The sequence below is a fragment of the Rubripirellula tenax genome, assembly GCF_007860125.1.
GTDB lineage: Bacteria > Planctomycetota > Planctomycetia > Pirellulales > Pirellulaceae > Rubripirellula > Rubripirellula tenax.
The window spans coordinates 481,285-495,351 of sequence record NZ_SJPW01000002.1 but is presented as its reverse complement, the minus strand read 5'-3'; the positions used below and the strand labels follow the sequence as shown (position 1 = coordinate 495,351).

General features: G+C 57.6%; 12 protein-coding genes. 5 read left to right on the top strand and 7 right to left on the bottom strand.

The window, feature by feature from the left end; genetic code table 11:
• The first annotated feature begins 4 nt into the window (after positions 1 to 4).
• On the top strand, positions 5 to 664 hold the full coding sequence (locus Poly51_RS07595) for a DUF533 domain-containing protein (RefSeq protein WP_146455960.1): 660 nt from the start codon (positions 5 to 7) through the stop codon (positions 662 to 664).
• Positions 665 to 702: 38 nt separating this feature from the next.
• Here Poly51_RS07595 and Poly51_RS07590 read toward each other — a convergent pair whose 3' ends face one another.
• Entirely contained in the window at positions 703 to 1,863 is a 1,161-nt protein-coding gene (locus Poly51_RS07590; RefSeq protein ID WP_146455958.1) for a hypothetical protein, read from the bottom strand.
• Between the two features lie 38 nt (positions 1,864 to 1,901).
• Positions 1,902 to 2,708 (bottom strand): hypothetical protein, encoded by an 807-nt coding sequence (locus tag Poly51_RS07585; protein WP_146455955.1) that lies wholly within the window; start codon positions 2,706 to 2,708, stop codon positions 1,902 to 1,904.
• A gap of 311 nt (positions 2,709 to 3,019) precedes the next feature.
• Here Poly51_RS07585 and Poly51_RS07580 point away from each other — a divergent pair, with 311 nt between their 5' ends.
• Together Poly51_RS07580 and Poly51_RS07575 are read left to right on the top strand one after the other, a co-directional pair.
• Positions 3,020 to 3,388, top strand: coding sequence for a heavy-metal-associated domain-containing protein (locus tag Poly51_RS07580; protein WP_146455953.1), 369 nt, complete (start codon positions 3,020 to 3,022; stop codon positions 3,386 to 3,388).
• Positions 3,385 to 4,131, top strand: a complete 747-nt coding sequence (locus tag Poly51_RS07575) for a sirohydrochlorin chelatase (RefSeq protein WP_146455951.1) — start codon at positions 3,385 to 3,387, stop codon at positions 4,129 to 4,131. Before Poly51_RS07580 ends, Poly51_RS07575 begins: the two co-directional genes overlap by 4 nt.
• Before the next feature lie 24 nt (positions 4,132 to 4,155).
• Here the strand turns inward: Poly51_RS07575 and Poly51_RS07570 are convergent, their stop codons facing one another.
• Together Poly51_RS07570 and Poly51_RS07565 are read right to left on the bottom strand one after the other, a co-directional pair.
• Positions 4,156 to 5,613 carry a hypothetical protein gene (locus Poly51_RS07570; protein WP_146455949.1) on the bottom strand — a complete coding sequence of 486 codons (1,458 nt, stop codon included), beginning with the start codon at positions 5,611 to 5,613 and terminating at the stop codon, positions 4,156 to 4,158.
• A 122-nt stretch (positions 5,614 to 5,735) separates the two neighbouring features.
• On the bottom strand, positions 5,736 to 8,474 hold the full coding sequence (locus Poly51_RS07565; protein ID WP_146455946.1) for a hypothetical protein: 2,739 nt from the start codon (positions 8,472 to 8,474) through the stop codon (positions 5,736 to 5,738).
• 105 nt (positions 8,475 to 8,579) lie between these two features.
• Between Poly51_RS07565 and argH the strand changes: the two genes are divergently transcribed.
• Positions 8,580 to 9,983 carry an argininosuccinate lyase gene (gene argH, locus Poly51_RS07560; protein ID WP_146455944.1) on the top strand — a complete coding sequence of 468 codons (1,404 nt, stop codon included), beginning with the start codon at positions 8,580 to 8,582 and terminating at the stop codon, positions 9,981 to 9,983.
• Positions 9,984 to 10,097: 114 nt separating this feature from the next.
• On the top strand, positions 10,098 to 10,694 hold the full coding sequence (locus tag Poly51_RS07555; protein ID WP_146457235.1) for a CHRD domain-containing protein: 597 nt from the start codon (positions 10,098 to 10,100) through the stop codon (positions 10,692 to 10,694).
• A gap of 120 nt (positions 10,695 to 10,814) precedes the next feature.
• Here Poly51_RS07555 and Poly51_RS07550 read toward each other — a convergent pair whose 3' ends face one another.
• The 3 genes from Poly51_RS07550 to Poly51_RS07540 all read right to left on the bottom strand — a co-directional run bounded on the left by Poly51_RS07550 (position 10,815) and on the right by Poly51_RS07540 (position 14,045).
• Positions 10,815 to 12,023 carry an FG-GAP repeat domain-containing protein gene (locus Poly51_RS07550; protein WP_186775411.1) on the bottom strand — a complete coding sequence of 403 codons (1,209 nt, stop codon included), beginning with the start codon at positions 12,021 to 12,023 and terminating at the stop codon, positions 10,815 to 10,817.
• Positions 12,024 to 12,121: 98 nt separating this feature from the next.
• Entirely contained in the window at positions 12,122 to 13,159 is a 1,038-nt protein-coding gene (locus Poly51_RS07545; protein WP_146455942.1) for an endonuclease/exonuclease/phosphatase family protein, read from the bottom strand.
• Between the two features lie 127 nt (positions 13,160 to 13,286).
• A complete protein-coding gene (locus tag Poly51_RS07540; RefSeq protein ID WP_146455940.1) occupies positions 13,287 to 14,045 on the bottom strand; it encodes a spermidine synthase in 759 nt (252 codons plus the stop codon).
• Positions 14,046 to 14,067 lie beyond the last annotated feature (22 nt).

The window sequence follows — 14,067 nt, the reverse complement described above, 5'->3', positions numbered from 1 at the left end:
ATCAATGGACGCGATGGATATTTTGGGTGCCCTCTTGGGCGGTAAAGCCGGTTCGGGTAGCGCGGGCGGCAAGGTGCTCAAAGACATGCTGGGCGGTGCCAAACGGCCGGCGCCTTCACAACCGCCACGACAACATCCGCGTGCATCCCAGCCACAGACGATTGATTCGGCCGCAAAGAGTCTCGAGGATTTGCTGGGCGTCAGTCACAACCATCATCAAAGCAAGCGTCAGACGCCGGCAACGCCCGCGGCGACTCGCACCCAAGCACCGGCCGCTCCGTCTTGGTCGACGGCCCAGGTCGAAGCGATGAACGAACAATCGAAGGTTTTGGTCCGTGCGATGGTCAACGCCGCCAAGTCCGACGGTCAAGTCACTCAAGAAGAACAAGACAAAATCCTGAAGCAGCTCGACCACGTTTCACAGGAAGAGATCGCGTTCTTACGAACCACGTTTGCCGAGACCACCGATGTGAAGGATCTGGCGTGGTCGGTGCCGCTTGGTATGGAAGAACAGGTCTACACAGTTTCACTGATCGCCATCGAATTGGACGAACAAAAGGAAGCCAATTACCTGGCCGACTTGGCCCACGGACTGCGATTGGCGCCAGCACGCTGTAACGAAATTCACCAGAGCCTCGGCGCACCGGTGATCTTCAAAGGCTGATGCAAACGCATCTTCGCGCATCCCCGAACGACGGTGGCTTACGCTGCCTGTCGGATCGAACTTTCCAAAATGTGTGCGGTCGGTCGCAACGCTTCGGTATGAATGTTGGCAAGCAACGCGTCGTGCTCGATCGACGATCGTTTGAAGTCAGCGGACCCTGGCGTTTGATCGGCCATCTTCTGGGCGATCCGGTCGGCCCGGCGCCTTAGACGGTAATCGTGGTAGATTTCGATCGCTTCACGAAGTTCGTCCATCTCGGCGGCGCTGCCACCGCCGATCCCGTCTAACATCGATGCCACCGCGCTGTGCGACATGAATCGATTCAGTTCGTCATTGCGCCGACCGTCCAGACTGATCACGACATAGGGAATGTCCCCGTCGTACGCGCGGCCCGTTTCGCCGTGCACCAACTTGCCGGCGGAGATGACGTGAGTCTGCAGAACGCGTCGCTCGTCCTCGTCGTCTTGCATCATCAATGCGAAGTTGGCAACCGGTATCGTTGATCCCGGACGCGCAAAGGTGATCGCTTCCGTCGCACGAAATGCGGTTCGCCGATCGAACAACGATTCGCCCAAACGACCGATCAATTGAGTCATCGCCGATGCACCATGCAGATGCAAACTCGCCGGAGCAAACAACGGCAACCCGGCGGCCGTGGACAACACTTGCGAGAATTGTTCGAACTCAGCACCGGGAAACTCATCGAAGCCAAACTTGATCGTCAACGACGAATTCCGCATCGTTAGCGCCGACGTATAGAACACGACGGGCGTCCCGAATTCGTCTGCATGAGGGGTCGAGAAACCGCTTCTGGCTTGGACGTCTTTGCGAAGAAAATTGATCGCCGTCGACGCTTCGTTCACGACCGGCGAACTCTTGATCGCCGACGTTACGACCATATCGGCTGATCGATGGAACAGATTCTTTTTTGGGTAGCGGCCGGTATAGACGTGCCGGATTTCGATCGTCAGCGGTTTGCCGATTCCGATCGGTTCGAACGGCGTTCGCGTCGCAACGGGCGACACCATCGACCCACGAATCTCTGCAGCCGTCAATCGTCCCGTCGAAAAGTCCATGGCGGCATCGGCGGGCGCCTTCATGGCCGATCGGGCGAAGCTAGCGAACTCGCCGCTTTCGGTCTTCGCCAAGATTTCGTTCTCGTCGATCAGAGCGCCGCCGTAGGCGTAAAACATTCCCATCGTGGTTTCTCTATCGCAAATGAGTACTGGGTATTTGACTAGTACTGGGTACCCGGGCGACGCCACGGCAGTGTCGATGGAGTTTCGCCCGTCGATGGTTGGGTGGTGGGAACGTTCGATTGCGGTCGCTGCGACGTCTGAGTCGACGGCGTCGGAGTCTGCACAGGCACCATCGATGTGCTGGCGATTCGCCCCGTCTCCGGTGCATACGCTTGAGTCGACGGTGATGTGATCGGTTGCCACGCAGGGTTGCCGAACGAACCCTGTGCGGGCGCATAATTGGGTGCGGGCGAGAAATCAGGTGCCGGGGCATACACCGGTTGAATGCTTTGCTGCGACGCATAGCTCATCGTCATCGGCTGATATCCCGGCGGGTTGGGTGCACCGGTCAAATCGATCACTTGCATACCGCCACGACGCGGGTCGGGGTTGTTGCTGGGAATCGTCGCACCGGTTTCGGTAAAGGACGCCGGTTGCACGCCAGACCCGATGGGCTCGAATCCGAAGTTGGCGTTCGGCTGACCATAGGCACTAGCCGGTGGCGGCGTGCCGAACGACTGCGGCGGCGGGGCGTACGAGGCCTGAGGCTGGGTCGTGGGGCTCAAATAGTTGTTGGCGGGCTGCTGGGAGAACGATCCCGTGGCAGGCGGAGCGACACGAGTAGAACCTCCGAAAGGCCCCAACACCGGTGTTTGTCCCGCCGCGACAGGTGCAAGCGGACTGACCGACGAGAAGGTTCCGGAATTGGCGGGCCCGGTAGTTTGCCGGCATCCCCCGGTCGCAACCACCACCGAGGTCAGCAGCGTAACGGTAAGAAGTGGCGTCGCGTTTCGGATCTTAAGCATGTCCAAACACCATGGCGGTGAGGAGTTTTTGTGAATGAACTTCGAGCTTTAACAAAAATGCAGATTTTTCCGAAAGACCAGAAATCCCCCAATCCGGCCCCTATTTAACGGGCAAGCCACGTCCGTGATGCACCAACGGACTGTCATCAACCCGTTTCCGGTTTGTCCGCAAACGCATTCCTTGCTTGCGTCCGCGACAACGCGTTTGCCGTCGACCAAGCCAAATTCCGTGACTTGCCGCCGAAGTTACAATAAGCCATGTTGGAAGACACGAATCACTTCCTGCCTTCGTTATCCTAGGAACAAAGAATATGCGTGGACTTACCTACGCCATTGCTGCTATCGCCGCCGTCGGAATCATGATCGCCATCGGTTCGCGTCCCGCCGAAGAAGCCCCCGCATCCGCTGCGACGGCGGTCTCGACCGCGGCCATGGCCGAATCAGGAACCTTGACCTTGAAGGTGCCGGAAATGATGTGTCCGTTCTCCTGCTATCCGCGCGTCAAAGAGTCGCTTGAAAACACCGCCGCGGTCAACGGCGTCGAACTGGCGGCCCAAAAGGTCGAAGGCGTTATCGACAACCGACAAGTCATCGTCAGCTACGACGCCGGCTTCAACCTAGCCGATGCGATCGATGCATTGCAGAAAGAAGGCTTCACCGAATCCGAAATGGTCCAGTGACCACATCGGGCGTACTGCTGGTCGGTCACGGCACGCGAGACGCCGCTGGGACAGAAGAGTTTTTTCAACTCAGCCGGTGTCTTTCTGATTTGCTGTCGCCCATCCCGGTTGAATCGGCGCTGCTGGAATTTCAAGAACCGACGATTGCACAGGCGTGGCAGTCACTTGTGAAGTGTGGCGTCGACCGAGTCCACGTCGCACCGCTGCTGTTGTTCGCCGCCGGTCACGCCAAGGACGACATTCCGTCGATCATTCGTCAGTGCCAATCGGAAACGCCCTCGATGGTCACGGACCAATCGCGACCTTTGTCCCGACATCCGGAATTGATTGACTTGGTGGTCCAGCGTTTGAGCACCGCCGTGGCTCGTTCATCCGCCGATCCCGACCGAACCGCCGTCGTCATGGTTGGCCGCGGGAGCCACGATCCATGCGCTGCCGCCGACATGCGTGTGCTAACCGAAGTCGTTCGTCGCCGAGTTCCCATGGCGCACTTCGAAACGGCGTTCTATGCGATGGCGACACCGCGCGTCCCCGATGTACTCGACAAGGTTGCATCAAGCGGTCGCTTCGACGCCGTCATCGTGCATCCGCATCTGCTGTTTTCAGGTCGCCTGTACGGGGCGATCCAAAAACAGTCGACCGAAGCATCCTCGCGACATCCTGGTGTCCGATTCATTGTCTCGGACTACCTGGGCCCCGACCGGCGTGTCGCCAAGGCCATCGCCGCTCGCTGTGGACTGTAGCACTCGCACGGTTGCGCCTGCGATTCACATCGCGCGAAAGAAATCGTCGCTGTAGTGATCGTGCCGTTCTTCGAAGAACGTTGCACACGCCACATGAGACAAGTCGCGACGATTTCGTGCGATCAAACCGCCAAATCCGTCGCTGGTGTACACCGTATTTCCGCTGCGAAGGATTCGCGACACAAAAGGCTGGTCGGGCAGCGATCGTAACTTTCCGCTAGCCCAATCCAACTCAATGATGCCGGCCTGGGTTCCTGCTAATGCGACACTGTGATTCCAATCCACGTCTAAACAAAACAAGCGAACCTTTCCGAGTTCGTGGCGACTCAGAACATCGCCCGTCTGCAGGTCCCACGTGATCATCGTTCCGTCATAACTAACGCTGATCGCCAACTTTCCGGCGAGATCGATTTGCACGTCCATGCAGTCGTCGGTGTGCCCGTTTAGGGTCGCCATCTTCCGCAATGAAAAATCATCTTCGACGTTCCACACGATCAAGCGATCATCGCGACTGGCGGTAACCAACATTCGCCGGTCGGCCGAAAGGCGAATGCGGGGAATTGCTTCTTCATGGGCCACCATACTGTGAAGTTTGACCAGGTGCGGTGCGTCAGATCCGTCATGGGTTGGCGTTCGCGATAGTTCCCAGCAACTCAGCGATCGATCATCGCTAACGGTTGCAAGATGCGACTCATCGAGCCAAACGACTCCGTGCAAATCACCGTCATGCGCTGCCAAACCAGTAACCCGTTCTAAATCTGGGTAGCTCCAAATCGCCAACTGGTTGTCACCACCCGCCGTCGCAATCCGATCGCCTTTCGGCGACAACGCGATATCGAACAACCAGTCATCGTGCATGGAAACGACTCGCCTGGATTGTTGCCCTTCCGAATCGAGTACATGAAGTCGACCATCACCGGCACCCACAAGAATCTCGGGCCCGATCGCCAACAAAGAAACCAGCGCAGCGGGCGGGATCGGCGCCAGGGCCAACTTTGCCGCCGTCGAGTCAGGCGAGCGACGCTCGATCAACAGGTCTTCACGCTCGCGCTCGGTGGCCTCGATCGCACCTTCACTGATCTGGTTTTCAAAAATCACCACGTGTTTGAGCGAGTCGGAATAACTCGTGATCGCTTCCCAGCCCTCATCGGTGACTTCCGTGCGAAACAGATCAAGCTGCGTGAGTTCAGGAAACGATCGAGACTGATACGCCAAATTTTTGACCAACTCGTCGTCCACCTTTTCACCGCTCAGAAGCAAGCGTTTGCTCAGTGGCGACGCCTTCAATTCAACCCATTTCCCACCGACTTCCTCGATCCGCTGCAACATCGCGTCTCGTGCTCGTTGCCGCAGCAGCGGCATCAAGAAAAATTGGACACCAATCGCGGACGCGGTGATCAAAACGAAGAGTGTTCGAAGACCGATCTGTGGTTTCGGACGCCAGCGTTTTCGGATCGATGGCGAGAGACTGTCTTCCAACATGATTCACCCGTTGGGCCAACTGTGCGTCTGCAAAAAAAGTGCATCCTCGCACTGGCTACGCACGGAGACCCCAGTTGGTTCAAACTCACCGAATCCATGTGACTCAACATAGCCATTTTCCATCAACGGGCGACGTCGATCACGGCGTCGGCGACTAGTCGGTCGGCGTATTGGGTTACGGTTGCCTGGGCGCCGCGGAACCATGTCATCGGTGGTGGGACATAGTCGGGTGGGACGATCATGGGGGCCACGGGGCCTCGCCATGCGGTACTGAACCAACGCTGGGACGCGGGTGAATACTCGTATTGGCCGCCTAGGGTGCATTGCAGGGGGACGCCCAAAATCTTCTCGATTTGCTGTTCCGCGATCTCCGGTGCAACGCCTAGTTGCCGCGTCACCAGCGACAACAGGCTCGCCCCCGCCACGCTGCCTTCTCGGGCGTGATCGTAAAGTTGGCCGTTGACCCAGCCTTCGATTTGGCTGCCACGAAGATTCCCGACGCTGGCGCGAACTTGTGCCGGATCGTCTACGTCGACGGCGCCCAAGAACGGCAGTGTGCTCTCCAACACCGCCGGTTGAAACGAAAGCACGCTAAACTGGCCATCGGCATAACGATACAGCCCACCGATCAAACGATTCATGCCCGGCCCCACGGGCTGGCCCCGTCCGATACCAAGCGGCAATCGATCCAACATCCCGGGTTGCGGCCAAGCACCCAAGTATCCGGGAATCCCGCGAAGCGATCGAAACGTATTCAACAGTCCGTCAAAGTCTTCGGGTTGCGGCGGGACGGTGTCTTTGATCGCAGCAAACAAATGCGTCGGAGGCCCCAGTTGGTCCGACGCGACGTGAGCCTGAACGGCGACAATGTCATCGGGCGCAAACTTCATCGAGACGCGGGTCGGTGGACCTAAGTAGCCGGCCCACTTGCCGTACTTCTCGGGGACCAGTGGTGCGACTTCGGCATGAATCGTGATCCGTTCGCCGGGTTCGCCACCACCATTTACTCCACCGATCGGCTCGCGTTGGATGCCGACCATGATCGGGTCGATGGTTGGAAACTTAGTCTCGTATTGTCGGGCGATGTCACCGTACCAAGCGGCTTCGTCGGCGGTCACTAAATCGACGGTCACGTCGGCAATCGGCAAGAAATGGCCACGAGAACCGCGTTGCGTATCCATCACATGATCGCCGACGATGACCGTACCGCTGCCGTCGGGACGCACCCCGAATCCCGCGGGTAAAAATCCGTCGACGATCAACGGATCGACGCCGATCATCGACCGCCCCGTGACGAGCGATTCCTGTTCCGCGGCGGCGCGAGCCATATGAAGCATCGCGATATCGGCGCTGGCCGCCAAACGCCGGCGAAGCTCAATCAAGTACGACGGCGACACCAAGCCTCGCAACATTTCCGGCGAGAAATAGACAAACAAAGAATCGTTTCGTTCCGTCGGCATCAACTGTCGGGCCAACTGAAACGCGGGCGTTGCGGCAAGCGACTGGCCGCTGACGCCGACTTCTAAAAATCGCTCGACCAACTTGCGGCTGTTGGTGATCAAGAAATAGTCGCCGTCACGCACCATGAACGAGCGAACGCGATTGTCGGCCGTGCTCAATAGCGAAACGGTTTGCCCACCGACCGTCACGTCCTTCAGCGATACTTCGTCATCGTCGCGCGCCAGCTTGCTGCGGTCACCGCCCAGCGATGTGTTCAACAAGAAACCGTTCTTTGCCTTGAACAGCACGCCCAGACTGGTTCCTTCCGAGAGAAACAAGTCGCGTCCGATGACGGCCTGGTCTTCGATGACATTGGGCGCCAACATTCGCGACAACTCGGTCATCTCCAAGTTCAATTGATTTTGAATTCGCTCGGTCGTGTCCATCTCGATCCCGCGAAGCATGACCATGCTGGAAATGTCGCCGCCGTACTGGGTGGACAGATCGGCGAACCACGCATAGTTTTCGAACGACCCGTAACGAATGTAAAAGCACTCCGGCGGGACACGCGTTGCCATCGGCTCCACCGGAACACCGACCAGCGACGGGTCATCGAACATCGGTGCCCAACGCGGTGGCGGTGGCAGCGGCAAGCTGGCATCGTCCGCCGGTCGTCCACTGGGGTCGAGCGACCCGACGGCGCTGCGACGAAAGATGGCTTCGCTGGCGCCGGGAACACCGGCAATCAACTTCAACGTGTCCAGCACTTCGTCATCCTTGCGCTGGGTATCGGTGAACCAACTGGGCAGCGGCATGCCGATCCGGCGCGACAACATTGCGATCAAATAGTCCTCGATCCACGTCGGATAGTCGGCCGCATCGATTTGGCTTTTCGCCGCCGCAACGTAACCCTGCCACCATTGGTCCATCCGAGGGTTCATTGCGGCTGAGTTCGGTTCAACCGCGATCGGGTAGGTGCCAATCTCGCCCACCGCGTCGCTGACTCGGATCGTCAACGGATCCGATCCGACGAATAAAAAAGTGACTCGCCTTGCCACCGTCTGCTCTTGGTCGGCCTCGGGATTGGCGATCTCGCGAATCAGATTGCCCAACCGACCCAGCAGCCGGCCGTTGCCCGGGCGGGGAACCGGTGTCTCCGAAGGGGGCGGAACGCTGACTTTGACGTCTTCCGAAAAAGAATAGAAAACACGGCCGCTTCCCGTCGTCGCCGCCGCGTCGGTCACTTGGATCGGCGGTGGAGTCTGGCCGACAATTGGGATCGCCAGCGGAATTTCGATCGTCGCCACACCGTACGGTTGGCCCGCGATCGCACGAGCCAAAACGTCGACGGCCATCGCCGACCGCTCGGCCGAAGCCGCTAAAATGCACGAAACACAGATCAAAAGGGTCGAAAAACGCATGTCAACAGATTCTCAATCGAAGCGGGGTCGCCACCCAAGGGCCACTAGCGATAATGACCGGCCGATCCATTATTGAAGCAGTTGCCCCATTGGGATAGTCACGCAGTGAGCACCCCCCCTAAGCCTTCGCAAGCCAGCCCGTCGCGCAGTGGCGTCTTTCACGCCGAAACCGATCAACGACTCGAGGCGTTCGCCGAGAGCATCAGCTTTGATCGCCGACTGTATCGGCACGACATTCGCGGATCGATCGCACATGCCGACATGCTGGCGACGGTCGGCTTGATCGCCCGTGACGAAGCCGACTTGATCCAAAAAACGCTGCGAGAAATCGAACTTGAACTCGATGCCGATCGGCTGCCGATTCGTTTCGAGCTTGAAGACATTCACATGCACGTCGAGCAGGCGTTGATCGATCGCATCGGCGACGTGGGCCGAAAACTGCACACCGCACGTAGCCGCAATGACCAAGTCAGCACCGACATCCGCATGTGGGTCCGCGACGCGCTGGACGAAATCGACGAACGGCTGAAGAAGTTGCAGCAAGCGTTTCTCAGTCGCTGCGATGCCGACTTCGACGTCGTCTTGCCCGCCTACACCCACTTGCAGCGCGCCCAGCCGGTTCTGGCGCCGCACTATTGGTTGGCTTACATCGAAAAATTCGCCCGGGATCGCGACCGAGTTGCCGATTGTCGTCGCCGCGTCAACCAGTGTCCCCTGGGCGTCGCCGCAGTTGCCGGAACGACCTTGCCGATCGATCGCGAACAAACCGCCGCGGCACTCGACTTTGACAGCGTCACCGCCAACAGTCTGGATACCAGCAGCGATCGCGATTTCATGCTGGAAACGTCGTTCGTTCTGTCGGTCGTTGCATCGCACTTGAGTGGATGGGCCGAGGAGTGGATTCTTTGGAGTACCGTTGAGTTCAACTTCATCAAGATGCCGCACGCGTTTTGCACCGGGTCCAGCATCATGCCCCAGAAGGTGAACCCCGATACGCTGGAATTGACGCGAGGCAAGTCAGCGCGAGTGATGGGCAATTTGCAGACGCTAATGTTGTTGGTCAAGAATTTGCCGTTGGCTTACAACCGCGATCTGCAAGAAGACAAACCGCCGCTGTTTGATTCGGTCGATACGGTCATCGCAATGCTGGACTTGGCCGCCCCCATCGTCGAGGGCAGCGTGTTGCAACGCGAGTCCATCGCAAGTCGGCTAGAAAAAGGCTACCTCGACGCCACCACGTTGATGGAATGGATGATCGCCAAAGGCATGCCCCAGCGACGGGCCCACCACTTGGTCGGCGCCATTGTCGGCGAAGCGATGCAACAAGACGTTTCGCTAAGTGAGTTGTCGATCGAACAGTTGCAAGTTCATGCACCGGAGCTCGACAAAAGCATTTACGACTGTCTGGGAAGCCGGAACGCTGTCGATGCCTTCGTCAGCTACGGCAGCACCGCACCCGATCAAGTGCGGACGCAAATCGACCGCTGGAAGGGGCAACTCGAAGCGTAAAAAGCGAAATCGCAACAACCGCCCCATTCTGCGCATCTTGACACCCAGTAGCCCCCTCGATACAGTCTCGTGGTTCGGTATTCTATTTTTTCTTCTAAAAACCCCGGTGATGTGATGCGTTTTGCAGTGCTTCCAGCCCTAATGCTGGGCCTTTTATCGATTTCTACGACTGCCACAGCGGCAACGGTCAACTACGACGTCGTCGGCGTCGCCGGCTTTGGCCTGCTGCCCGGCAATGAGCGGCCCAACCCTGCGGCTAGCCCCGGCAGCGGTGGTGAGATCGGCGCGACCGGAATTCAGTTTGATGATGTCGCCAAGACGTTGTTGATCAATGTCGGATGGGGAAGCCAGCAAGGTTTCACGGACTTGTCGGGTCCAATTACCGCGGGACACATCCACAGCGCAGGAACGGGCGGTGGCATTAACGGTGCGGGCGGTGTCTTGATCAACATCGGGTCGGGCGGAGGAATCTTAGACAACAGCGCCAGCAACGGTATTGTCAACTTCACAACCCGAGCATTCACGCCGGCTGAGGAAACGCTGTTGGCCAATGGCGACTTGTATCTAAATTTTCACTCCGCTTCGTTCGGTGGCGGAGAAATCCGTGGCAACCTGGTTGTATCGGCCGTTCCAGAACCCGGCACACTTGCCGCCATGTCGCTGATCGCAACGGCGGTGTTTGTTCGCTATCGCCGAAAACGAAACGCTTAATCTTGGTTCGATAAGAAACCATCAAAGCCACGTAAACGTGTATGAGTGTTCCGCTCATACGCGTTTTTTTGTTGGTCGATTGATCCGCGACGTGCAAGCCACCGCCGACCGCATCGCTGGTCACTTCGCCGACCGAAGTGGGTTTTCATACCAAGCCACGTTCGCGGTACCACGGCCGGCATTTAGTAAATCCAAGTCGCCATCGCCGTCCATGTCAACGCTGGTCAGCTGGTAACTTTGTTGGTGACGATCAAGCGTGTGATTTGTGAACGAACCTTTGCCGTTGTTCTCGTACCACATCACCACCTCGCTTCCAAAGCCGCAGACGGCGGCATCGACGTCACCGTCCTGGTCGTGATCTGCGACCGTCAAACTGTGTGGGAATTCGATTTGCGAATCGATCGTGTGAATCTTCCAACTGGGATTTTCGAACCAGATCACGCCGTTGCCGTGACCACGTGACGCGAGCCAATCAACCTTGCCGTCGCCGTTCACGTCGGCGGGCAATATATTCGTGGCCGCCGTTTGATTCTCGGCAAGCATCACTTTTTGCCATGCCCCCTTCACGCCATCTTTACCAGGGTTCTTCCAAAAGGCGAACCAGTTTCCATCGGCGAACGGTTCACCCTTCGCGCCAACAGCGATTTCATTCCAACCATCACCGTCGATGTCACCGGCACCCATGTAGTGACTGCCGCCTCGCGCGTCAGCGTCGGCAAACACATGTCGGTCCCAAGGGATAGACGATTTGGGATCGCTGGGAATCGATAGCCACGCGATCGAGTCTCCGATTCCCTTCTCGGGTTCGAAGTTGTTGATGATCAAATCATCGCGCCCATTGTTGTCGACGTCGCTCCGCGTCAAACAGTGGATTCCGGTAATCTCGGAATCGATCGTGCGTCGAATCCAAAGGGTACTGTCGGCGTCGCCGGTGGGTGTCGCGTCCGAGTCGGCCGTTCGCGACAAACGCCCAGGATTTTCGAGCCAGAACGGATGTTCGGATGCAACCGCACCAGCCCAATCCAAATCCCCGTCGCCATCGACATCGATCACGGTGCTGTGAATGCAAGTTTGGCGTCGCTGGGAAAGCCGATGCAAAACGTGTTCGACTTTCCAATCCGGAGCCAGAAACAAGCTGACCTTCCCACCGTAGCTGCAAACAACGTCCATCAAACCGTCGGCATTGGCGTCGATCGCAACTGCCGTGTTGCAATGGCCTTGATCCATCACCACGTGCTTCTTCCAAGCGACGTTGTCATCGGCGCCGACCGAACCCACAAAAATTAGCACCCACACGATGGCGACGGACAGAACGTTTGCTTGGGGCATCGATTCACGCTTCGGACAACGTCGATAGAAACGCATGCTTTTTCAATCCAAGTATGTCGGCAATCCAAGAATATGGGCCGTGATGATGGGACGGTGATCTATTCAGTTCGCCAGTCATTTTGATCAACCGTGATGTCGCACACAACAAGACGATGATCCGACAACGTGGTATCCACGACTCGATAGGCTGCAATCGTAAGTTCCTTGGGCACAAGAATCCAATCGATGACCTGGTAGGGATTCATGGTCGAGAAAGTCATTTCTTCTCGCGTGGGAGGTTGGACCGGGCGAAGCGAAAACTGGTTCGATCCGATGAAGGCATCCATCGCGTTGTCTGTCGTTTGGTCGCTTCCCGGAAAGCCGTTCGGTGTCGAGTTAAAGTCACCCGCAATGATGATCGGAGCACCGTCTGGCACGAATTGATCCAAAATCATTCGAGCAGAATCGGTCCGCAGCGATTCACTTCGGTGCGACAAGTGCACGCCCATCACGCGAACGGCCTTTTCGCCCGGCACAGAGATCTCGCACACGACGCCTCGCTTGCAACCCGCTAACCATGATTCCCATCCCGCATAGTCAGGCAGATCGACGACAGCCGCATCGCTGATCGGGTATTTGCTTAGAATCGCATTGCCGAAGCGCCAGCTTCCGATCAGAAACGCGAAATCCAAGTTTCGCTCTTCCACTCGGTAGGCAAAACCCGCTCGATCGGCGATCGCTTCGGCTTGGTTTTGGCGGCCGCTCCAGCTTGCATCAAAGTCGACTTCGTTTAGCACCACGACGTCGGCGTTCAGTTGACGAATCAGTTCCGCGATCTCGCCGATCCGACCGAATTTGTCTTCGCCCGGTTCTCGCCAATTGTCGTCGGTCGCGCCGCGTCCATGCGCAAGATTGAACGCGACAATCCTCAACACGCCATCCTTATCGGCCGGACGCATGATCTGGCCATCGGGCGTGCCGTGGGCGAATGTTTGAAGTCGGCGCGACGGCGCCGCCAACCGCGAAAACAGATAGGGACCCAAAATTACTACCAACACGATCGCCGCCGCGCATCCCAACCGTCGCCGCCATGGCCGCCGCGCCGGAGCAACAGTCACCGGCGGAAGATCAACGGATTCGGTTGCTTGGCCATTCATCAGATTCAGTCTCAGTATGAATCGAAATACGTTCGAGTAGCAAACCTAGCTACAAGACGAAGCAGGAATAAGATCCCAGCAACGTGGAAGACTCAACCGATTGCCCCCAACTCGCTTTCGTCATTCGTCATTTCGGTCGGCGTCCGTAGAATAGCCAATCGGTTTGCTCGACATCGATCAGATCGTTCAACACCGTCACTTGCTCGACCTCGACGTCGCAGAACACACCCTTCATCTGGGTCAAAAGTGGCGTATCTTCGGCATAGGACCAGACACCCAAGACTCCGCCCGGCTTCAAATGCGATTTGGCTCGGGTCAGTCCCTCGGCCGTGTAGAAGCCACAGCTCTCTTCACCGAGCACATCCTGGGGCGAATGGTCGACATCGATCACGATCAAGTCGAACCGTTTGTCTCTCGGTCGCGCCAATCGCTGATAGATGTCACCGTGGGTGAGAGTCAACTTTTCCGTTTCGTTGAGTTCGCTTGCTAACGGAATCAATCCGTCGCGAAGCCAACCAATCACTTGCGGCAGAAACTCGACCACTTCGATCTTTGCGACACGATCCGATTTCACGGCTTCCGCAGCCGTATAGCCCAACCCGAGCCCACCGACCAGAACCGAAAGGTCCGACTCCGTTCCGCCAACGGCGTTGGCATCCAATCGAGCCAGCCCGCGATTGGTGAGTGCACGTTCGGAATCGGTCAGATGGCTGCTCATCAGGAATTCGTGATTGAGGGTGACCTCTGTCACTTCGATTCCGGGCTGGGACACCAATTCGCGGCGTCGCAAGCAGAGCACTCCGAGAGGCGTTTCTTCGTAAGCAAGGATTTCGATCGACATGAAACGCTCGGCGGGGAAAACATGCGAGTCTACCCGAGTCGACATCGATCCACGCGAAATTCAGACG